This is a genomic window from Polaromonas sp. OV174 (genome assembly GCF_900112285.1).
GTDB lineage: Bacteria > Pseudomonadota > Gammaproteobacteria > Burkholderiales > Burkholderiaceae_C > Polaromonas.
Window position 1 is genome coordinate 1 of the sequence record NZ_FOKZ01000023.1, and the last position, 20,826, is coordinate 20,826.

A 20,826-nucleotide genomic window follows, 5' to 3' on the forward strand; every position below is an offset into this window, starting at 1 on the left:
GCGCAGGAGGGATCTGCGGCTTATATGCCCCGCTCCCGAAGACCCAAAGAAAGTCCTACACGCACCTCGCCAGAAGTAGAGAAAGCCGTGATCGATCTGCGCACCACGCATCCCGCCTGGGGTGGCCGCAAGATCGCCCGGCGCCTGGCAGACCTTGGGATGGACAAGGTGCCGCCAGCGAGCACCATTACCGCCATCTTGCATCGCCATGGCCTGATCAGCCCCCAGGCCAGTTTGGCCGCCCAGCACTGGCAGCGCTTCGAGCACGAGCGTCCCAACGCGCTGTGGCAGATCGACTTCAAGGGAGACTTTGCGACCGAGCAGGCGCGCTGCTAGGCTCGCGTTTTCGTCACATGCGCACGAAGTTCTTCTATGCTGAGCCCATTCTTGCTTGTGTGCAGCATTCGATGGCAGTTGGAGCAGACCAACGCAAGGTCACTGGCTTTTGTTTTTGCGGTTCCCAAGTTCTTGGAGACGTGTGTTTTGTGGTGTGCTTCGATGAATCCATTCCCGATCGAGCCATAGCGCGCGACGAAGTCGAACTGACACACCTCACACTCAAGCTTTCCTGTCTCAGCTAGACGCTTCGCCTTGGCCTTGCGAGAAATCGCACCATCCCGCTCAAGGTGTCTATGCAAACGGTAGATTGCTGCACCTTCCGGAAACGATGACTCTTCATCTTCCGGTGCGACCTTTTGAAGAGCGTCGTGACGACGATCAATGACGGTATAGCCACGACCAATGAAGTAGTTTTTAGCCTCAACTGCGCTGAAGCTCCGAGCAGGAAGATCCTCCCCTGTCGCATAGCCTTGAGCGAGCGAGATCACATACTTTGGTGGATAGAGTTTTCCGCGCAGAACAAGGTCGTAGTGCACCGACTCTCGATCCTTCGGAGCACCGTTGAGATCAATCTCTGCGGCGGCTTTCTTCAGGTGCACCTTCTTGAGACCAGATGGGATCATGGTTTTTCGCGAGCCTAACGTGATTTAGACCGCAAACCTGCGCAATAACATGGCTGATCTTTCATGCTGGCAACTCCCTTGTTCGTAAGTCATTGGTTTATATCAGCATTGCCTTGGCCGGAAAGGACTTTGCTGCGCTAACAAATCCACCAACGCCGCAAAAGCAAAGAACACCAAGAAGCCCTGTCAAAGCAGTCGCTGCCGCATGCGTCAGCTTGAAAGTCGGTTGTTGAGAGTGTTTTTAGGTGCTAGCCCAATAGTCATGAGCGCAAGCAGCTACCAATTTCGTAGCGGTTGACTGGCCCTCCACTTAGACGCCAGCGGTCTGGCGGAAGGGCTTACAGGGTCAGCACCGGCTCACATCGCACCTCAGTCTTCACCGAGTTGGCAATAAAGCAGGCCTCATGCGCTTCATGATGCAGCTGGTCCAGCTCCTCACGCGTGGGCCTGCGCTCGCCCGAGAAAGTCGCGGCGGGCCGCAGCGTGACGACGGTCATGGCCAGGTTGCCGTCGGCGTTTTTGGCCATCACACCCTCGGCCGCGTCCTGGTAGCTGTCCACGCAAAACCGGCGCTTGGCGGCGATAGATAGAAACCACAGCATGTGGCAGCTGGCCAGCGAGGCGACGAAGGCCTCCTCCGGGTCCAGCGCAGAGGGGTCGGACATCGGCAGCGGCACGACATGCGGTGAGGACGAGCCCGGCACTTCGAGGCCGCCGTCAAAGCGCAGCAGGTGGCGGCGGCTGTAGCGGTTGCCGAGAAAGTCTTCGCCGTTTCGCTGCCATGACACTTGGGCGCTATAGCTTGACATGTTCACTCCATTCCCTAAAAAGCTTCAGCGCTGGCGCTGGGCCAGGTATTTTTGCAGATTGGCCGCCGCTTGGGCGCGCACCTTGCGGCGCAGAAAAGGCGTCCAGCCCAAGAGCAGGCCGGGCAGGCCCAAGGCCTGGCGCGACCAGGCCCAGAAGTCGAAGCGGTCGCGGTGGCGGCTGATCAGGCCTTGGTCGTTGAACTCAAACACGCCATCGATGACGTTGTGCACCAGGCGTCCGGTGGCGCTGAAGCGGTAGTCGGCTTCCCAGTGGGCCTGGCCGCTGTCGGCGTCGGCTGCCATGCCGCTGTAAGTCAGCTGCCACGCATCGCGACCCTTGGCTTGCGTTGCCGCGCAAAGCATGCGCCACATGCCGCTGACCTGCTCGTGGCCGCGCAGCGAAAACACCTCGTCGTCAAACTGCGCATCGGGCGCGTAGCAGGCGGCCATGGCGTCGGCATCGAGGCGGGCGAAGGCGGCGTAAAACTGCTCTAGCCGGGTCTGGTTGGGGTGCATGAAGACTCCTTCGTGAGTGCCGCTTGTGTGGCTTGCGGCCTGCAAACTTTATACCTGCGCGGGGCGGGCCAGCCGTTCAGGCCAGAATCGAGCCATGGACAACGATCTTCAATCCCTCACCCAGGCCTTGCGCGACTTTGCCGAGGCCCGCGACTGGGCGCAGTTTCACTCGCCCAAAAACCTGGCATCGGCCTTGAGCGTGGAGGCGGCCGAGTTGCTGGAGCATTTTCAGTGGCTGACCGAGGCGCAAAGCCAGAGCCTGAACGCCGATAAAAAGGCTGAGGTTGCCGCCGAGGCGGCCGATGTGCTGTTGTATCTGCTGCAACTCTGTGACAAGCTGGACATAGATCTGGTCGAGGCGGCGCGCCTGAAAATGGTCGTCAACGCCCGGAAGTACCCGGTGGCCAGCGCGCGCGGCTCCAGCCAGAAACACAAGGCTGCTTGAGCGGACGCCGGCCGGCTTTGCCGTCGCTCTGGATACTATAAAAAGGATAGCTGTTAGCGCTTGCTGCCACTGCACCAGAGGCCTATTTTGCTTAAGAAACTATGCAAACCCTGCCACTACGTCTGAACCCCGGCCAGGACTTGCGCGCCGCGCTGGAGGCCGCCGTGCGCAGTCACCACTGCCGCGCGGCCTTTGTGCTCTGCGGCATAGGCAGCTTGTCCGAGGCGCGCCTGCGCCTGGCCGGGGCGGATCAGCCGCTAGGCCTGAGCGGTGACAGCGAAATCCTCAGCTTGTGCGGCAGCGTGGCCGTGAATGAGACCGACAGCGGCCTGCACAGCAGTTCGCACCTGCACATGGCGCTGGCCACGGCCAGCGGCGAGGTCCTGGGCGGCCATGTGGCGCCGGGCTGCCTGGTGCGCACCACCGCCGAAGTGCTGCTGGCCCTGTTGCCCGAATGGACCTTGACGCGCGAGCCGGATGCCTTGACGGGCTATGACGAGCTGGTGGTGAGGGTGCGCGCTGCCTAAGCCCTAGCCGGCAAGCCTAGCGCCACATGCGCCGCAAGGTGTTGTCTTTGAGGATGTAGTGGTGAAACAGCGCGGCCAGGGCGTGCAGGCCGATCAGGAAGTAGCCGATGGTGGCCACCGTCTCATGCAGGTCCTTGATCTGGCCGGACAGGGTTTTGTTTAGCCCCATCAGCGCGGGCAGCTCAAGCCCAAAAAACGGCACCGGCTTGCCGGCCGTGCTTAAAACCAGCCAACCGGCCAGCGGCATGCCCAGCATGAACAGGTACAAGGCCAGGTGTGTCGCCTTGGCCAGCCACGCTTGCCAGGCCGGTCCTGGCAGTTGGGGCGGGCCGGGCTGCATCCAGCGGGCCAGCAGGCGCAGCAGCACCAGCAGCAGCACGCTCAGGCCCAGCATGAAATGCCATGTCTTGAGTACCTCCCTGGCGTCACTGCCCTTGGGAAAAATGCCCTTCAACTCCATGCTGGCGTACACGGCGACGAGCAGCAGCACCGTGAGCCAGTGAAGCGCGATGCGCAAGGGCGGGTATTTCTCAAAAGTGGTCATAGTTCAGCTCCGGAAAAAACGCCTTGGGCTTGGCGGGCGCATACCAACAACCCAGGAAATTTCTGCCGCTGAGGCCCAAAGTCACCGGCTCAGCAGCTCCACCAAGCGCTGCAAGGCGTGATGCACGGTGGCCGATCTGACGGCGGAGCGGTCGCCGTCAAAACGGCGCAGTTCGCTGACCACGCCGGCCGGTGTGGCCCAGCCGAACCAGACGGTGCCCACGGGCTTGGCCTTGCTGCCGCCGCTGGGGCCGGCCACGCCGGTGACGGCGACGGCCACTTGCGCGCGCGAGTGAGCGATGGCGCCCTGCACCATGGCGCAGGCGACTTCTTCGCTGACGGCGCCGTGCTGCGCAATCAGCGCGGCGTCCACGCCCAGCAGCTCGGTTTTGGCTTCGTTGGAATAAGTGACAAAGCCGCGCTCAAACCAGTCGCTGGAGCCGGCCAAGTCGGTGCAGGCGGCGGAGATCATGCCGCCGGTGCAGCTTTCGGCCGTCGCCATGAAGCGGCCCTTGGCCCGCAGCTTTTCAGCTAAATCGGCTGTTAGCGCAGGCAGGTCGGGCGCAGGTGGCTCTGAATTTGATAGCGGCTCGGTCATGAGAAAAACCTCCACAAGGCGATCACCAGCAAGCTGCAGCCGGCCGCCACCAGATCGTCGATCATGATGCCGAAGCCGGCCCAGGTCCAGGCGTGGCGGTCGCTGGCCGGGTCCACGCCGTGCGACAGGCGATCGGCCCAGCCGACCGGGCCGGGCTTGGCGGCGTCAAAGTAGCGAAACAGGGCGAAGGCGATCAACTGGCCCCAGAAGCCGGCCGGCGTGACCAGCCACAGCACCAGCCAGAAGGCCACGATCTCGTCCCAGACGATGCTGCTGGGGTCCAGCACCCGCATGTTGCGCGCCGTGACGGTGCAGACCCACCAGCCCAGGGGAATGGACACGGCGATCAGCCAGCCCATGGCGGCCGGCGTCAGCCACAGCTGCAGCACCAGAAATGACAGCCAGGCCCACAAGGTGCCGGCGGTGCCGGGGGCGATGGGGCTCAGGCCTGAGCCAAACCCCAGGGCGATGAAATGGGCCGGATGGGCCAGCATGAATCTGGCCGTGGGCCGGCGTGGCGCGGCAGAGGTGGGCTCGGGTGACGGAAAGGGAGCAGTCATGCGCGGGCTCAGCAAAAGTGGTCGAAGGAGGAAAAACTACTGGACAGGCGCTGGCCTTGGGCATCCACCAGCCGCAGGCCGGGCTGGTCTTCTATGCGGCCAATGCGGGTGACGGCGGTGTCGGCCTGGCGGGCGGCGGCTTGCACGGCCTGGCGCGCCGCTGCCGGCGCGCTAAAGACCAGCTCGTAGTCGTCGCCGCCGGCGAGCGTGTATTCCAGCTGCTGATTTAAGGAAATAAGGCCTGTAGCCCAATCAGGGTGAGCGCAGGCAGCTATTAAATTGGTAGTGATCGAGCTGTCTATGGTGGCGCCCACGCCAGAGGCCGTCAGCAGGTGCTGCAGGTCGCCCAGCAGGCCGTCGCTGACGTCCAGCGCCGCCGAGGCCACGCCGCGCAGCGCCTGGCCCAGCGCGACGCGTGGCGTCGGTTGTTCCAGCCGCTGCCGGGCCTGCGCCATCACGCTGGCCGGCAGCGTCAGCTGGCCGCGCAGGGCTTGCAGCGCTAGCCGGGCATCGCCCAGCGTGCCGCTCACATAAACGTCGTCGCCGGCGCTGGCACCAGAGCGCAGCAGCGCCTGGCTTTTGCCATTGAGCACGGGCACTTCGCCAAACACGGTGATGCAGATGTTGAGCGGGCCTTGCGTGGTGTCGCCGCCCACCAGCTCGCAGCCATGGGCATCGGCCAGGGCCAGCAGGCCGCGCGAGAACGGCGCCAGCCAGGCCTCGTCGGCGCTGGGCAGGGCCAGCGCCAGCGTGAAGGCCAGCGGCGTGGCGCCGCAGGCGGCGAGGTCGCTCAGATTGACCGCCAGCGCCTTGTGGCCCAAGGCGCTGGGCTCGACATCGGCAAAAAAGTGCCGGCCCTGCACCAGCATGTCGCTGGAGATGGCCAGCTGCGTGCCGGGCTTGGGCGCCAGGAGCGCGCAGTCGTCGCCCACGCCCAGTGCCGCCCGTGCCGCGGGGCGTGTGAAATAGCGTGCGATCAGGTCGAATTCACCCATGGTTGGGGGCCATTCTCCCACGGCGGATGTCGCCCCACGAAGGCGCCGCCGCCGGCTATTTAGCTACGGGCCGGCGTCTGGCCCGCGCCCAGGTCCCAATACAGGCCGGCCATCACCGTCAGGCCCTCGCGCAGCAACTCCGGCGGCAGATGCTCGTTGGGCGCATGCTGCGAACAGCCGGGGTAGGAGTGCGGCACCCAGACGGTGCGCAGGCCCAGCACATCGGTGAAGATGTCGTTGGGCAGCGAGCCGCCCAGGTTGGGCAGCACGGCGGGTTTCTTGCCGCTGGTCTTGGCGATGGATGCCGTCGCCCATTGCACCCAGGCGTCATCGGGATCGACACGGGTGGCCACGAACAGCGCCTCGCCGGTGGTCGAGATATTGACCATGGGAAAGCCCTGGCGGTCCAGGTGGCGGCGCAGGGCCGGCACGATTTCCTGCGCGTCCACGCCGACGACGAAGCGCAGCTGGCAGCGGGCCCAGGCGCGCGGCGGGATGGCGTTGACGGGGGTGTCGGGGTTGCCGGTCTTGTAGGCCAGCACTTCGAAGGAGCTCCAGCCAAAAACGCGCTCTGCCGGCGACAGGCCGGGCTCGCCCCATTCGGGTTCTATGACCGGACCGTCTGCGCCGCCGTCGACCTCGCAATCGCTCAGCGCGCGGCGCACCGAGGCCGGCAGCTCCTTGGGCACCCACTCGGGCACGCGGATCTGGCCGCTGGGCGAGACGATGCTGGCAATGGCATGGGCCAGCTGTATGCCGGGGTTGGAGATCAGGCCGCCCCAGTTGCCCGAGTGGTGGCCGCCGGCGCGGGCTTCAATGGAGAGGTCAAAGTTGGCGCTGCCGCGTGAGCCCAGGAATACGGTGGGGCGTTCGGCGCGCAGTCGGGGGCCGTCGGAGGCGATCAGCAGGTCGGCGGCAAAACGCTGGCGGTTTTCGGCGCAGAGTTCACGCAGGCCGCCCGAGCCCGTCTCTTCCCCCATTTCAATCAGGTATTTGGCGTTGAAGCCGAGCTTGCCGCGCGTCTCGATCACGGCGCGCAAAGCCTCCATGTTGACCGTGTGCTGGCCCTTGTTGTCGGCAATGCCGCGGCCGTACCAGCGGCCGTCTTTTTCGGTCAGCTGCCAGGGGCTGGTGCCTTCTTTCCATTCCTTGTCGAGGCCGCGAATGACGTCACCATGGCCGTAGCCGAAGACCGTGGGCAGATCGCTGCCTTCCAGGCGTTCGGCGTACAAGAAAGGCGCCAGCGCCTTGGGGTGGGTCATCAGCTCGCAGCTAAAGCCCATGGCCTCGAAGGCCGGGCGCATCTCGTCTTCGAGGTAGGCCTTGAGCTCGCGGCCGCGCTCGGGGTTCTGGCTTTCGCTGGGGATGGCGACGCGGCGCGTCATGGTGGCCTGAAAGCCGCCGCTGTCGAAATGCTGCTGGACGTGGCTGATGGCTTGGTCTCGTGTCATGACAAGATGCTTTCTTGAGAAGTGGGTGCGTACAGATGGCAGGCGACCTGGGCCGATGCGTCGCCGGCCAGCGCCGCCAGCGGCGGGCGCAGGCTGTCGCAGCTGGCCAGGCGTTGCTTGCAGCGTGGATGAAAAGGGCATCCCGTTGGCGGATGTAGCGGATCGGGAAAAGACAGGCCCAGGCCCATGTCGGGAATGCCCAGGCCGGTTTCGGGTGTCAGGACCGAGGCGAGCAAGGCCTGTGTGTAGGGGTGGCGCGGCTGCTTGAACAGCGTTTCGGTGGCGGCCGTTTCCACCACCCGGCCCAGGTACATGACGGCCACGTGCGTGGCGATGTGCTGGACCACCGCCAGGTTGTGGCTGATGAATACATAGGTCAGGTCGAACTCCTGGCGCAGCTCCATCAGCAGGTTGAGAATCTGCGCCTGAACGGAGACGTCAAGGGCGGAAGTCGGCTCGTCGCAAATGACGATTTCCGGCTTCATCACCAGCGCCCTTGCAATCGCCACGCGCTGGCGTTGTCCGCCGGACAGCTGACCCGGCGAGTTGTCGGCGTAGCGGGCGGGCAGGCCCACACGCTCGAGCATTTCCATGGCCTTGGCGCGCCGTTCGGCGGCCGTGCCTATGCCATGGACCTCTAGCGGAAAGGACACGATGGAGACGATGCTCTTGCGCGGATTGAGTGAGGAGTAGGGGTCTTGAAACACCGGTTGGACGCGGCGAGTGAGTTCGCGCCGGCCCAGCTTGGCGATGTCCTGGCCATCGATCTCGACCGTGCCGCTGCTCGCCGGCGTCAGGCCCAGCAGCATGCGGGCCAGCGTGGATTTGCCGCAGCCGGACTCGCCCACAATGCCCAGCACATCGCCGCGCGCCAGTTTGAGCGTGACGCCATTGACGGCATGCAGGGTCTGGCGCGGCTTGAACATGCCGGCGTTGACGGTGAACGACCGGTTCAGGTCATTGGCTTGGATCAAGGCGGTCATAGGCCCACTCCCTCTTGGTGGATGCAGCGCCAGCTGTGTTCTTCGGGCACGCCGTAGCTGGGGATTGGCCGCTCGCAGGCGGGCTGCACGTGCTCGCAGCGGTCGCGGAAGGCGCAGCCCTTGAGTTCGCCTATCAGCGAGGGCACCACGCCGGCAATGGTGCCGAGTTTTCCGCCCGCCGGGGTGCGACCCGGGATGGGGATGCAGCTCATGAGGCCGGTGGTATAGGGGTGCCTGGGTGCCGAGAAAATCTGCTCGGCGCTGCCCGATTCGACCACCTGGCCGGCGTACATCACGCCGACACGGTCGGCAATGCGCGCCACCACGCCCAGGTCATGGGTGATGAGCACCATGGCCAGCCCCAGCTCTTTTTGCAGATTGGCCAGCAGGCGCAGGATTTGCGCCTGTATGGTGACGTCTAGCGCGGTGCTGGGCTCATCGGCGATCAGCAGTTCGGGCTCGCACATCAGGGCGATGGCGATCATGATGCGCTGGCGCAGTCCGCCCGACAACTGGTGCGGGTACTGGCCCAGGCGTTGCGCGGCCGAGGCGATGCCGACCTTGTCCAGCAGTTCTATGGCGCGCTTGCGGGCCTGCTCTGCCGGCGCCTTCTTGTGGTGGCAGTAGTGCTCTATGAGCTGCTCGCCTATGGTGTAGGCGGGGTTGAGCGCCGTCATGGGCTCCTGGAACACCATGGCCATCTTGTTGCCGCGAAGGTCATTGAGGCGCTTGGATGACACCTGGTTGAGATCTTCGCCCAGCAGGGAGAGGGTTTGGGTCGTGCGCTGCGCCGCCTTGGGCAGCAGGCCCATGATGGCCAGCGAGGTCATGGATTTTCCGCAACCGGACTCGCCTACCAGGCACAGCGTTTCACCGCGATGCACCTGGAAGGAGACATTGCGTACCGCGTGCAGCATGCCTTTGGGGGTTTTGATGTCGACGTTCAGGCCCTGAACGTCCAGCACCAGTTTTGGGTTGGTCATGCGTCGGCCTTATCCTGGGGCGTCAGGGCTTCGTGCAGGCCGTCACCCGCCAGGTTGATGGCGAAGATGAGCAGGGCCAGCGCGCTGCCGGGAATGGCGATCAGCCAGAACGAGAAAAACATATAGGCCTTGGCTTCTGAAATCATCAGGCCCCACGATGGCAGCGGCGGCTGCACACCCAGGCCGAGGAAGGACAGCGAAGCTTCCAGCAAGATGGCGCTGGCCGCTTCCAGTGTGGCAATCACGATCAGGTGCGGCACCACATTGGGCAGCACCTCGCCCAAAATGATGCGCGTGGTGGAGGCGCCCGCGGCCTGCGCCGCGGAGACGTACTCGAGCGAGCGAACCTGTTGGGTGGCGCTACGCATGACCACCGCGAAGCGATCCCACTTGAGCAGGCCGAGCACGGCGATGATGACCCACAGCGAGCCGCCCAGGATCGCCACCGTGGCCAGGGCCACCAGGATGACCGGCATGGCCAGCCGGGTGGTGATCATGAACGAGACGAGCATATCGGTCTTGCCGCCGAAGTAGCCGGCCAGCATGCCCATGGTGGTGCCTATGACGCCGGAAATGAGCGCGACGCTCACGCCTATCAGCAGGGAAATGCGGGCACCGTAAAACAGGCGGGAAAGATAGTCACGGCCGAGCTGGTCGGTGCCCAGAGGGTGCAGCCAGCTGCCCTTGTCGTACCAGAACGGAGGCACGGTGCGGTTGACCAGATCCTGGGTATAAGGGTCGTGCGGCGACAGCAAGGGCGCAAAGATGGCCATGAAGAGCATGGCCAGCAGCAGGCCGCCGCCGAACATGAGGGCCTTGTTGCGTCTTACCCGACGAATCAGGACGCTGGTTTTTGACATGGGGTTCCCGACGGCAGGCCGTGAAGTGGCGAGTGTGGTGGTGTTCATGGTTCAGGCCACTCGGATGCGGGGGTCCAGCCAGGCGTTGGCGATGTCGGAGGCCAGCGTCAGCAGCACATAGATGCCGGAGAGCAGCAAGACGATTACCTGCATCACCGGGAAGTCCTTGTAGGTGATGCTTTGGTAGGCCAGGTAGCCTATGCCGTTCAGGGCAAAGATGGTTTCTATGACGACGGAGCCGCCGAGCAAAAAGCCCAGTTGCACGGCCGCCAGTGCGACCACCGGCACGATGGCGTTGCGCAGTGCGTGCTTGAAGATCACGGTGCTGACCGGCAGGCCTTTGGCCCGGGCTGTCCGGATGTAGTCGGCGCCCAGCACTTCAATCATGCCGGCGCGTATCAACCGCATGAAGGCCGGTGCCACGTAATAGCCCAGGGCAATGGCAGGCATGACGAAGTGTTGCCAGGTGTCGCTGCCCGAAACCGGAAGCATGCGCCAGGAGATCGAAAAAAGCATGATCAGCAACAGGGCGAAGAAGAAGTTGGGCAGTGCCTGCCCGAGCACGGCAATGGCCAGGCACAGACGGTCTATCCAGCTGTTCTTGTAAATCGCTGCCAGCACGCCTAGCGGCACGGAAACCACCAGTGCCACACCCAGGGCGCAGATGCCTAGCAGCAAGGTCGTGCCCAGCTTGTCCATGATCAGCGGGCCGACGTCGGTCTTGAAATAGACCGAGGTGCCAAAGTTGCCGTGCACCAGCTTCCAGAGCCAGTCGGCATATTGAATCGGAATCGGACGGTCCAGGCCATAGGTTTGCCGGACCATGTCTATATCGGCCTGCCTGGCCCCCTCGCCCGCGAGGGCGACGGCGGGGTCGCCCGAGAGATGCAGCAAGAGGAAGGCAAGTATGGAAACCGTGAAGGAAACCAGGACCGCCAACCCCAAGCGTTTGAGTACGTAAACGAACATGGGGGCAGCTTCCTGTTTACTTCTTCCAGCTCATTTCCCAGAAGCGCACGAGCTCATCCGGGTAGGGCTTGAAGGCGACATCCTTTTGCGCGACGTAATAGACCGGCAGCGACCACAGTGGAACGGCGTAGGCCTTGTCGGCGATCAGGTTCAAGGCTTTTTTGTAGTACTCCTTGCGTGGCGCGGTGTCTATGGTGTGATCGCCTTTTTCCAGCAGGTCACGCACTTCCGGGTCGCGGGTGATGTCGTCGCTGCCGAAGCCGAAGTACACCGGTGTCGAGGCGGAAACATCATTCACCAGATTGGAGGCCCAGGTCTGGTGCGTCAGGCCGGCCTTGTTGGCGCGGATCATGTCGCGCATCGCGGCATATTGCAGATAGCTCAGCTTGGGCTTGATGCCCACGGCCTGCAGGTAGTTGATGATGGCTTCCGTTTGCTGGCGCTCCCGATAGGCCACGATGTCAATGCTGAAGCCGTTGGGGTAGCCGGCCTCGGCCAGCAGCTTTTTCGACAGCGCTGGGTCGTAGTTGTAGACGGTGGCGCCTTCCTCGGTGCAAGCGGTCTGCGAGGGCGTGCACATGGTGTTGAGCAGTTCTGAGCCCTGGCCAACGATGTTCTTGATGATGGCCTTGCGATCAATCGCGTGCGCAATGGCCTTGCGGACACGGACATCCTTGAGCTCGGGCGATGGCGTGCCTTCCTGGATGTTCATTTGCATGAACACGATGCGCATGGTGTTGCCGCTGACCACCTGCACGGATGGCACAGATTTCAGCTGATTGGCCTGGTCTTGCGGCACGTGCATGATGAAGTCCGCGCCACCTGAGATGACTTCGGCCATCTGTGTCTGACGGTCGGGGATGAAGCGGACCTGGACCTTGCCTATGGTCGGCTGTACCTTGGGCGAGTCCTTGAAATAGTTGGTATTTTTTTCCAGCGTGATGGACTTGCCTGGAATGTATTCCGCGACCTTGTAGGGTCCGGTGCCCACGGGCTTGGCGTTCATGCCGCTGGGGCCGACTTCTTTGTAGTATTTGGCGGGATGGATGGCGACGGTGGTGGACAGGTATTCCTTGGCGCCGGGGAAGGGCTTCTTGCTGATCACGCGGACCTTGTACTTGCCCAGCTTTTCGACCTTGTCGATCCAGCTGACATTTTGCTGGGTGACCGCCTTGTTCTTGGGGTCGGCCACGAAGGTCAGCGTGTAGACCACAGAGTCCGCGTCGAACTCTTCGCCGTTGTGAAATTTCACGCCTTCGCGAAGCTCGAATTCCAGCGTCTTGTCATCAATCTGCTTCCAGCTCTTGGCGAGTTGACCTTTGTACTCGTTGGTCATCGGGTCGCGATACAGCAGGGTGTCCCAGACGTTAGCGGCAATGATGACGCCAATGCGGACATTGTTGAAGTAAGGGTCGACGCTTTCGGGGGCCTGGTCGTAGGCCATGCGAAGGGTGTCACTTTTCTTGTCCGCCAGCGCCGGGCTGCTCAAGGAGAAAAGCCCCGCCGCTAACAGGCAGGCCGAAACGGCTTTCATCGCATGCCGAGTGAGTTGCTGTGAAACGCGTGCGTGGGGTTTTCTCATGGTCAGTTTCCTTTTTTGAGCTTGACTTCAGGACTTGAATTGCTAGCGACTTTGGTTTTGTATGCAGTTTGTCCGGACTCTTTAATCACATCCATAACTATTTTTATAGGGAAATGGAGCGTGTGAATGGGGTCGTGCCAATTTTGTATTTTGTGTACACTTATTTGAAACAGAGAGAGGGCTTTCCCTAGCGATGCGCTGCAGAGCCAGTCGCAAGTGTGTGATGGCCAGCTTCGGGCGGCTTGTCGCCTGGCTTTTTTCGCCAAAAGCCGCGTCATCGATGGCCTATGCGCCATGCCTCCCGAGTCGGCGAAACGAGTGCGGTCCAACGGATTTTCATTCACCTAAAACGAAAAACGGAAGAGAGTTTTCATGAGAGACAAAGTGCTAGAGCAGGCGGTTCAGTTTTCCATTGATCATGAAAGCACCTGGGATAGGGACGTCACAGAAAACTGGGGCGTGCATCGGCATGATCCACATCCCTGGAACCGTTTGCTGGGTCCGGTTCATGCCCGTGGACCGGTTTCCGGAACCATCATGCTGCGGGGTGAAAAACTGCGCTCCTGGGGTGAGCCGCAACGCGCAGACCTGACCTTTAGCGTGGCCAAAACCTACCTCGCACTGCTGGCCGGCGTCGCCCATGATCAGGGCCTGTTGCCCGATGTGGATGAGCCCATTGGCAAGCGTGTTCCTGGCATCGGGTTTGACGACGGCGCCAATGCGCAGGTCACCTGGTCGCAAATGCTGCAGCAAACCAGCGAGTGGGGCGGTAGCTACTTCGGTCTGCCGGATCAGGCGGATCACTACCGCGCGGTGACATTCGGGGTTCCGCCTGATGGCAAGAAGGGGGATCTGCGTCCCTTGGCGGCGCCAGGCACTTACTGGGAATACAACGATGTGCGGATCAACCAGTTATCGCTGGCATTGCTCCATCTGTTTCAGCGGCCCTTGCCTGATGTTTTTCGCGAGTTCATCACGCGGCCTGTGGGTGCGACTGAGAACTGGCGCTGGGTCGGCTACGACAAGGCCTGGGTCGAGATTGCCGGTCAGCGCGTGCAATCGGTGCCGGGGGGCACGCACTGGGGCGGCGGGCTGTCGATTTCCAGCGAAGACCAGGCGCTGATCGGACAGATGCTTCTCAATGAGGGACGGGCCAACGGGCGGCAGATTCTGTCTTCTGCCTGGCTGCGGCGCATGCAAACACCTTGCGCGCTGGCGCCGTATTACGGTTACCTGATCTGGCTCAATCATGAGCGCAAGATGTTTCCTAGTCTGCCTGCGAGCAGCTATTTCGCGGTGGGGGCCGGTAGCTCATTCACCTGGATCGAGCCCGAGCGGCAAATGGTCGTGGTGGTGCGATGGCTCAACTCCGCGCATGCCGACGAATTTTTCGGCCAAGTACTCAAGGCCGTAGATTCGCAGTAGCGCGCCCTCTGAACAGCTCTGCTGACTGCCGTATCACTTCGGCCAGCAGGCGTTCTTCGCCCTGTTTTTCGCGCAGCCAGCGGGCATCGTTGTCGGCACGGTCCACGCTGCTGCGCAGCAGGTGAAGCGAGGAGCTGGCGCCTACGCTGGCGGCATGGCGATCGATCTGGCTCATGGTCATCAGGATGTGCTCGCGTAGCGGCATATGGCTGCCGGTGGCCGGGTCCACATAGACCGCGTCCAGGCCGAAGCGGCAGGCCTGAAAGCGGTTATAGGTATAGACCAGGTAGTCGTCCTCGGTCGGTATGAAGGGCTGCTCACTCATGAACCACGAGGCCAGCGACTGCACGTAGCCGGACAGCGCGGCGGCGCGCTCGACGGTCAGTGGCGTGTCGAAGACACGGATTTCTATGGTGCCGAATTCGGGCTTGGGCCGGATGTCCCAGTAGAAGTCCTTCATGCTCTTGACCACGCCGGTTCGCGTCATCTTGTCGAAGTAGACCGTGAACTCGTCCCAGGTCAGCGCAAAGGGTGCCCGACCCGAGAGGGGAAAGGCAAATACCGAGTTGAGCCGCGCCGAGTCAAAGGCCGTGTCCTGGCCCTGCACATAGGGGCTGGAAGCGGACAGCGCGATGAAGTGCGGAATGTAGCGCGACATGCGGTGCAAGGTCAGCAGCGCGCTGTCGGCATCCGGGCAGCCCACATGCACATGCTGGCCAAAAATCGTGAACTGCTTGGACAGGTAGCCGTAGAGCTCGGACAGCTCGCGAAAGCGCGGCTTGTCGTAAATGCGGCGCTCGTGCCACTGCTGGAAGGGATGGGTGCCGCCGCCGACCACGGCAATATTGAGCTTGTCGGCGCTTTTGACCAGCGCATCGCGGATTTGCGAGAGCTGGCCCAGCACTTCGGAAGACGACTGGCAGACGCCGGTGGAGACTTCAATCATGCTTGAGGTCATCTCTGGCACCACGGCGCCGGGCAGCGGGATTTTTTTCATCAGGCGCAGCATGTCCTCGGCATAGGGCGCCAGGTCATAGTCGTGGGTGTTGACGAGCTGCAGCTCAAGCTCCACACCCAGCGATAGGGCGGCAGATTTATGGAAGGGTTCAAGACTCATGGACAGGTCCTGTGGCGGGGCCGCGCGTCAGCGGCTCCCAGGGTTTGGAACTTTCGCCGGCGCGATAAATGGAGACGGTGGCCAGCACGGCCCCCAGCACCTCCATCAGCAAGATGGCGGGCAAGGCGATGCTGGCAATCTGCCGGCCCAGTGGCCCGGACGCCGCCACATACTGGGACACCAGCAGCAGCGCCACCGAGGACATGGGCGACATGGCGCAGCCTACCCACAAGGCCTGCTTCCAGCTGGTGCCGCTGCCGACATTGCCCAGCGCCACGCCGGCAATCTTGGCCAGCATGCGGGCCACCACCAGCGCCACTACCAGGCTGAGCACGGAGCGGCTCCAGTCGGCCTGCGCGGCGACTACCGACACCAGCACAAACATCAGCATGGTGAGCATGGACGAGGCGGTGCCCATTTGCCGTGGCCATGACCAGGGCCGTGGATTGAGCTGCTTGAGCAGCATGCCGCCCAGCAGCGCCGCCAGCGGCGCCGAGCCGCCAAAGTTGGCCGCCAGCGCGGCACCTGCCGCGATCAGCGCGAGCAGCAAGATGGCGGTGTTCTCGCTGGTCGGACTCATGACACGCAGCGCGGTGCGCAGCGTGAGGGCCAGCACCGCCCCCACCACCACTGACATGCCCAGCACCACCAGCACCGGGTAGAGCGTGCTGCTCAAGCCCGCCTCGCCGCGCGGCATCATGCCGGCGCGGGCGCTGCACAGTGTCAGTGCGTACAGGGTGCTCAGGGTGGAAAGTACCAGGGCCCGCTCGGTCACCGGGCCGGCGGCCCGCGTGTCTATGGCGACGCGCGACAGCACCGCCGGCGAGGCGGCCATGGCCAGCAGCGCCAGCGATTCGGCAACCACTTCGCGCACGCCCATCAGGCCCATCAGCCAATACACCAGCAAAAAGGTCAGCGTCGATTCGGCCAGGCTTTGCACCAGCACCATGGGGTTGTGGCGAAACCAGCGCAGGGGAATGCGGCCGCCGGCCTCGAACAGCACCACGGCCACGCCCAGCTCCAGCAGGAACAGCCCGGTGCCCTGCAGCGGCCAGGCGGCGCCGGTGAAACCGGCCAGACCGGCGAAGGCGCCGACCGCCGAATAGCCAATCACCTTGGGCAGGCCGCTGTAGCGGTTCACAAGATGGCCGGCTGCGGCGGCCAGCGCCAGCAAGATGGACCACTGCACAGTGGGTAATCCGGCCGATGGTTTGACCCATTCAGCCCAGATGGCCAGGATGTCGTTCATAGGGAGTTTTCTCCATGAGCAGAATTTCTGCCGCCACGCCTGCGGGAGGCGGGGGCATTAAGGATTCGTCAGCATTATTGGCCAGGCGCTGCTGACGATCGGGCAACAACAGGGTTGTCCAGTTACTCTAGCGTCAGTGCGCCAGCCGGGCTGTAGGACAAATCCGAAAAATCCCGCGCCCCGGCCGTGCTTGGCCCTGACCGATGCAGTCGCGCCGGTTTTATCCCGGCACAAAAAAGCTGCGCGGATGGCTGCGCCAGCGCGCCCAGATGGCCGAACGGATGCGGGCCCGGTCCAGGCCGCTGACGTTGTGGGCCTGCAGGGCCAGGCGAAATGCCAGGTAAAAACTCACGCCCAGATTGAGCGCGCCAATCAGCGGGATGGAGGCCATGCACCACCAGATCGCCGCATGGCTGAAGGCTTCCAGGCCCAGCGAAGCGCCGGCGGCGGCCAGCTGTCCGGTGGAGAGCGTGACGTGGCGCGCTTCCAGTTCTATGCCGAAAAAGCCGGTGAAAGCCGGAATCAGGCCGAGCATGAAGCCCAGGGCGATGTTAGAGGCGAAACCGGAAATGTTTTTGCGCATGAAGGCCGACCAGCGCGTGGCGCGTTCGGCGCCCAGCACGGCGGTAAAGCGCGGGTTGTGGCGCATGGCTGAGTCCAGGTGGTGCAGCACAAACCAGTTTTCCACCCAGCCGGCGATCATGCTGGAGGCAAACAGCAGCCCGCCGGTAAACGCCGCCCAAAGCAGCGTCGGCCCCAGCAGGGTCAGTGATTCCAGCACATGATGGGCGCTCTCGCTGCCTATCATCGGGTGGCCCAGCAGCAGCTGGACCATGGCGTTGACCAGCAGCACCGCCGGCACCACCATGAACACATTGCCAAACACCGCCGCCACCTGCGAGCGCACCAGGTGCGTGACCTCGTCGACAAAGTCTTCCAGCGTGGTCGTGGTTTCGTCCGAGGCAATGTCCTTGAGCTTCGCCGCCATGGCCGGTGCGGTCATGGCGGGCTGCTTGGTGGCCAGCGTGAAATGCAGCAGCTGGATCATGATGAAGGTGCCGGCATAGGCCACGCTGGCCCAGAAACCGCTCCAGAAGGCCGACAAACCTATGCCCACAATCATGAATTTGAGCAGTGTGGTGAGTGCGGTGACGGCGCCGCCGCCCATCGCCTTGCCCAGCATTTCCTTGTAGTCGGCACGGTTTCTGGTGATGTAGTGCTCGCCGGTCTCGGCGCTGCGCTCGGCCATCTTGGCCGACAGCAAAGTGGAATTGGCGCTGATCAGCGCACCTATGCTTTTGCTTTCCTGCGCGATGGTGACGCGGCGCACCATCAGCTTGAGCGCGGCCATGGCCGGTTTGGCCGACAGCAAGGCCTCTAGCAGCTCGCGGTCGCGCAGCATGCGGGCACGCAACTGGCGCAGCCTGAACACCATGCCGACGGAAATGCCGTTTTCTTCCAGGTGCGCATAAATGCTGTTGATGGCCTGGCGGCAGGCGTCCAGCCGCTCGCGGTACTGCATGACGGCGGCCTGTAGGGCCGCCTCGTCGCGCTGGGGCTGAAAAAACACCGAGCGCAGCGCCTGCACATCGGCCGGCAGGGCATGAAAGGCCCGCACATGGGGGTCGGCCCGGTCCATGCGCAGCCGCAGTTCGGGAGCAAAGCCGGTGGCGCGAATTTGTGCCGTGCAATAGGTCAGGGAGTCCATCAGGCTGTGGTGCCAGCGCCTGGCGTCGCGCTCGGGGTGGGCCGACAGCAGCACCGTGAGCTGCCCGATTTGCGACTCGTCCAGCGCGCTCATCCACTGCGCATCGAAGCGGGTGGGCGCTATCAGCGGGAACAGTTCAGAGGCATCCGTGGTTTCGGGCGTGCCGGGCAAGAGCTTGCGGCGCAGCCTTTCGGCCAGTTCACTGACAAAAGCCGTGCGTGGCGCAAAACCGAAATCGGCCAGTAAAGGCGTCACATCAACCGTTTGCAGCAGCGTTTCCCACCAGGCTTGCAGCCGTGCCTGAATCTCGGGTTGGCGCTGCACGGCGTCAATCAGAGCCTGAACCCTGGCCACGGCGGCCTGGGTCGAGGTCTGGTCACCGCGAATCCAGGCAAACAACTGGATCAGCCAGACATGGCGCTGTGCCAGGTCGGCTTCGGGATTCAGCCTGGCGAGCAGGGTGGACAGGTCCTTCATGAACCGACCTAGTGCAGCACGCGGCTGGGTGGGTTACCGTCCTGCGTCGCTTCCAGCACGAACAGTGGAATGCTCACCTCGAAGCGCTCGCCATCCTCGGCGACGAAAAAATAACTGCCGTGCATGGTGCCGCTGGCGGTGCGCAGGCGCGAGCCGCTGCTGTACTGGAAGGACTCGCCGGGCTTGAGCAGCGGCTGGTGGCCCACCACGCCCAGGCCCTTGACCTCCTCGGTGTGGCCGTTGGCGTCGCAGATGATCCAGTGGCGCGAAATCAGCTGCGCTGCCACCTCGCCGGTATTGGTCACGGTGACGGTATAGGAAAAGCCATAGACCTGCTCTTGCGGCGCCGATTGCTCGGGCCGGTAGTGGGGAATGACTTCGCAGGAGAATTGGTATTTGGACATGGCAGGAGAAACGGTTGGGTGCCAGTTTAACGCCCGCTCCGGCAGGCCGGGGCGCGGCGACATAAGGCGCTTACTGCGACAATCTCGCCATGAGTAAAACCACGCCGCCCACCTACCGGATTGCTCCGTCCATCCTGTCCGCCGATTTCGCCCGCCTGGGCGACGAATTCAAGGCCGTCATCGCGGCCGGCGCCGACTGGATTCACTTTGACGTGATGGACAATCACTACGTACCCAATCTGACGTTTGGGCCCATGATCTGCCAGGCGCTCAAGCCCCATGCCGTGCGCGTCGATGGTTCGGCCGTGCCGATTGACGTGCACCTGATGGTGCAGCCGGTCGACAGCCTGGCCGCCGCCTTTGCCGACGCCGGCGCCGACTACATCAGCTTTCACCCCGACGCCTCCGGCCATGTGCACCGCAGCATCCAGGCCATCCGTGCCAAGGGCTGCAAGCCGGGGCTGGTGTTTAATCCGGCGGAGCCGCTGGATGTGCTGGACTGGGTGATCGACGATATTGACCTGATTCTGATCATGAGCGTCAATCCCGGTTTTGGCGGCCAAAGCTTTATTGACAGCGCCTTGCGCAAGATTGAAGCGGTGCGCAAACGCATAGATGCCAGCGGCAAGGACATCCGCCTGGAAGTCGACGGCGGTATCAAGACCGACAACATTGCCCGCGTCGCCGCCGCCGGGGCTGACACCTTTGTGGCCGGCAGTGCCATCTTTGGCAAGCCCGACTACAAGGCGGTGATTGACACAATGCGCGGAGCGCTAGGTGGCTGAGCCGGTTTTTCTGGCCAGCCTTGGCGTGGTACGAAGAAATAGTGTTTGAAACAAAAAATATCTTATTCCCTCTGACGGCTGAAACGAAGCTTGTTCAAATTCAGCCTGATAGTTTGAAACAAACACCTCGGAGCAAGAAAAATCTTCTCTGTAGATTTAATAGAGTTTGAAACATGAACGTGACTGTGTATGCAGTAGGGTTCACGTCGAACTTTGCTCAACGGTTTATCGCGAAAAAGCAGAGATGCTTTCGAGCATCTATATGCAAAATAATTGACATGCCAATTGCGTATGAACACGTCGTGCGAGCCGCAATCACCGGGGGCATCGCGACCTATACGCTTTCGAGACAATAAGATTTATCGGTGGTCGTTTGATCTTGCCGGCTTGGTACAAGTCGTACTGCAATTGCATGCATCCCCATAATTCCGGACTGGTCCCAAAGGCGTCCCCCAATCGGTACGCCATGTCAGCTGAAATACCAGACGAGCCGGCGACAACTCGCGATAGAGTGGCTCGGTTTACGCCAAGCTTCACAGCTGCTTCTGTCACAGAGACGTTTCCCAAATATTCCCGAAGGACTTCGCCTGGGTGTGGCGGGTTGTGCATGCGAGTCATATAACCTCAGAAGGAATCCTGATAGTAAACAGGTACGCATCATTGTTCAAACGCCCTAGGTGTGTGCCAATGCCGAATTGACCATTCAAAAGGGCCTGTGCTGACTATGGAGTGATCACTTGCACTTCTTGTAGAAGGTTGCTGGATATGATAATTCGGAGAGTTGACCTGGGCACCTTAAGATCGGCGCAGCTGATCAATGGAGGGTTGGCGTCAACAAAGGAATGGGTTCTATTGCGCATCAACCAGTACTGACTTAC

General features: G+C 62.5%; 22 protein-coding genes and 1 pseudogene. 5 read left to right on the plus strand and 18 right to left on the minus strand.

Features of this window, described 5'->3' with window-relative positions; translation table 11 throughout:
* A pseudogene (locus tag BM160_RS17650) lies at positions 1 to 330 on the plus strand (helix-turn-helix domain-containing protein); the annotation flags it as partial.
* 2 nt (positions 331 to 332) lie between these two features.
* Here BM160_RS17650 and BM160_RS17655 read toward each other — a convergent pair.
* The 3 genes from BM160_RS17655 to BM160_RS17665 all read right to left on the minus strand — a co-directional run bounded on the left by BM160_RS17655 (position 333) and on the right by BM160_RS17665 (position 2,287).
* Positions 333 to 962 (minus strand): HNH endonuclease, encoded by a 630-nt coding sequence (locus tag BM160_RS17655; protein ID WP_092007487.1) that lies wholly within the window; start codon positions 960 to 962, stop codon positions 333 to 335.
* 338 nt (positions 963 to 1,300) lie between these two features.
* Positions 1,301 to 1,771: an OsmC family protein gene (locus tag BM160_RS17660; RefSeq protein ID WP_092007488.1), complete on the minus strand. Its 471-nt coding sequence runs from the start codon at positions 1,769 to 1,771 to the stop codon at positions 1,301 to 1,303.
* A gap of 24 nt (positions 1,772 to 1,795) precedes the next feature.
* Positions 1,796 to 2,287 carry a nuclear transport factor 2 family protein gene (locus tag BM160_RS17665; RefSeq protein WP_092007489.1) on the minus strand — a complete coding sequence of 164 codons (492 nt, stop codon included), beginning with the start codon at positions 2,285 to 2,287 and terminating at the stop codon, positions 1,796 to 1,798.
* A 94-nt stretch (positions 2,288 to 2,381) separates the two neighbouring features.
* Here BM160_RS17665 and BM160_RS17670 point away from each other — a divergent pair, with 94 nt between their 5' ends.
* Positions 2,382 to 2,732, plus strand: coding sequence for a nucleotide pyrophosphohydrolase (locus tag BM160_RS17670; RefSeq protein WP_092007490.1), 351 nt, complete (start codon positions 2,382 to 2,384; stop codon positions 2,730 to 2,732).
* A gap of 101 nt (positions 2,733 to 2,833) precedes the next feature.
* Positions 2,834 to 3,259, plus strand: a complete 426-nt coding sequence (locus BM160_RS17675; protein WP_092007491.1) for a PPC domain-containing DNA-binding protein — start codon at positions 2,834 to 2,836, stop codon at positions 3,257 to 3,259.
* 16 nt (positions 3,260 to 3,275) lie between these two features.
* On the opposite strand, the gene BM160_RS17680 is transcribed toward BM160_RS17675, so the two are convergent.
* From BM160_RS17680 to BM160_RS17725, 10 genes are all read right to left on the minus strand, one after another.
* Positions 3,276 to 3,803 (minus strand): cytochrome b, encoded by a 528-nt coding sequence (locus BM160_RS17680; RefSeq protein WP_092007492.1) that lies wholly within the window; start codon positions 3,801 to 3,803, stop codon positions 3,276 to 3,278.
* 81 nt (positions 3,804 to 3,884) lie between these two features.
* Entirely contained in the window at positions 3,885 to 4,400 is a 516-nt protein-coding gene (locus BM160_RS17685; RefSeq protein WP_092007493.1) for a CinA family protein, read from the minus strand.
* Positions 4,397 to 4,960: a phosphatidylglycerophosphatase A family protein gene (locus BM160_RS17690; protein WP_092007494.1), complete on the minus strand. Its 564-nt coding sequence runs from the start codon at positions 4,958 to 4,960 to the stop codon at positions 4,397 to 4,399. Before BM160_RS17690 ends, BM160_RS17685 begins: the two co-directional genes overlap by 4 nt.
* Positions 4,961 to 4,968: 8 nt before the next feature.
* Positions 4,969 to 5,955 carry a thiamine-phosphate kinase gene (thiL, locus tag BM160_RS17695; protein WP_092007495.1) on the minus strand — a complete coding sequence of 329 codons (987 nt, stop codon included), beginning with the start codon at positions 5,953 to 5,955 and terminating at the stop codon, positions 4,969 to 4,971.
* Positions 5,956 to 6,014: 59 nt separating this feature from the next.
* Positions 6,015 to 7,406: a M20 family metallopeptidase gene (locus BM160_RS17700; RefSeq protein ID WP_092007496.1), complete on the minus strand. Its 1,392-nt coding sequence runs from the start codon at positions 7,404 to 7,406 to the stop codon at positions 6,015 to 6,017.
* Positions 7,403 to 8,389, minus strand: a complete 987-nt coding sequence (locus tag BM160_RS17705; protein ID WP_092007497.1) for an ABC transporter ATP-binding protein — start codon at positions 8,387 to 8,389, stop codon at positions 7,403 to 7,405. Before BM160_RS17705 ends, BM160_RS17700 begins: the two co-directional genes overlap by 4 nt.
* A complete protein-coding gene (locus tag BM160_RS17710; protein ID WP_092007498.1) occupies positions 8,386 to 9,372 on the minus strand; it encodes an ABC transporter ATP-binding protein in 987 nt (328 codons plus the stop codon). The genes BM160_RS17705 and BM160_RS17710 overlap by 4 nt, the downstream gene beginning before the upstream one ends.
* Positions 9,369 to 10,280, minus strand: a complete 912-nt coding sequence (locus BM160_RS17715) for an ABC transporter permease (protein WP_092007499.1) — start codon at positions 10,278 to 10,280, stop codon at positions 9,369 to 9,371. The genes BM160_RS17710 and BM160_RS17715 overlap by 4 nt, the downstream gene beginning before the upstream one ends.
* Positions 10,281 to 10,283: 3 nt before the next feature.
* Positions 10,284 to 11,201, minus strand: coding sequence for an ABC transporter permease (locus BM160_RS17720; protein ID WP_092007500.1), 918 nt, complete (start codon positions 11,199 to 11,201; stop codon positions 10,284 to 10,286).
* Between the two features lie 16 nt (positions 11,202 to 11,217).
* Entirely contained in the window at positions 11,218 to 12,783 is a 1,566-nt protein-coding gene (locus BM160_RS17725; protein ID WP_218156626.1) for an ABC transporter substrate-binding protein, read from the minus strand.
* A gap of 372 nt (positions 12,784 to 13,155) precedes the next feature.
* Here BM160_RS17725 and BM160_RS17730 point away from each other — a divergent pair, with 372 nt between their 5' ends.
* Positions 13,156 to 14,208 (plus strand): serine hydrolase domain-containing protein, encoded by a 1,053-nt coding sequence (locus tag BM160_RS17730; protein ID WP_092007502.1) that lies wholly within the window; start codon positions 13,156 to 13,158, stop codon positions 14,206 to 14,208.
* On the opposite strand, the gene BM160_RS17735 is transcribed toward BM160_RS17730, so the two are convergent.
* The 4 genes from BM160_RS17735 to apaG all read right to left on the minus strand — a co-directional run bounded on the left by BM160_RS17735 (position 14,186) and on the right by apaG (position 19,163).
* Positions 14,186 to 15,325, minus strand: coding sequence for a YbdK family carboxylate-amine ligase (locus BM160_RS17735; protein ID WP_092007503.1), 1,140 nt, complete (start codon positions 15,323 to 15,325; stop codon positions 14,186 to 14,188). The two genes, BM160_RS17730 and BM160_RS17735, sit on opposite strands and share 23 nt — an antisense overlap.
* Positions 15,315 to 16,574 carry a cation:proton antiporter domain-containing protein gene (locus tag BM160_RS17740; RefSeq protein ID WP_092007504.1) on the minus strand — a complete coding sequence of 420 codons (1,260 nt, stop codon included), beginning with the start codon at positions 16,572 to 16,574 and terminating at the stop codon, positions 15,315 to 15,317. Before BM160_RS17740 ends, BM160_RS17735 begins: the two co-directional genes overlap by 11 nt.
* Before the next feature lie 220 nt (positions 16,575 to 16,794).
* Complete coding sequence (locus BM160_RS17745; RefSeq protein ID WP_092007505.1) at positions 16,795 to 18,759, minus strand: site-specific recombinase; 1,965 nt, start codon at positions 18,757 to 18,759, stop codon at positions 16,795 to 16,797.
* An 8-nt stretch (positions 18,760 to 18,767) separates the two neighbouring features.
* The gene (gene apaG, locus BM160_RS17750; RefSeq protein WP_092007506.1) at positions 18,768 to 19,163 is read right to left on the minus strand and encodes a Co2+/Mg2+ efflux protein ApaG; all 396 of its coding nucleotides are present in this window, start codon (positions 19,161 to 19,163) and stop codon (positions 18,768 to 18,770) included.
* 89 nt (positions 19,164 to 19,252) lie between these two features.
* Here apaG and rpe point away from each other — a divergent pair, with 89 nt between their 5' ends.
* Positions 19,253 to 19,948, plus strand: a complete 696-nt coding sequence (gene rpe, locus BM160_RS17755; protein WP_092007507.1) for a ribulose-phosphate 3-epimerase — start codon at positions 19,253 to 19,255, stop codon at positions 19,946 to 19,948.
* Positions 19,949 to 20,263: 315 nt separating this feature from the next.
* On the opposite strand, the gene BM160_RS17760 is transcribed toward rpe, so the two are convergent.
* Positions 20,264 to 20,566, minus strand: a complete 303-nt coding sequence (locus BM160_RS17760) for a HigA family addiction module antitoxin (protein ID WP_092007508.1) — start codon at positions 20,564 to 20,566, stop codon at positions 20,264 to 20,266.
* Positions 20,567 to 20,826 lie beyond the last annotated feature (260 nt).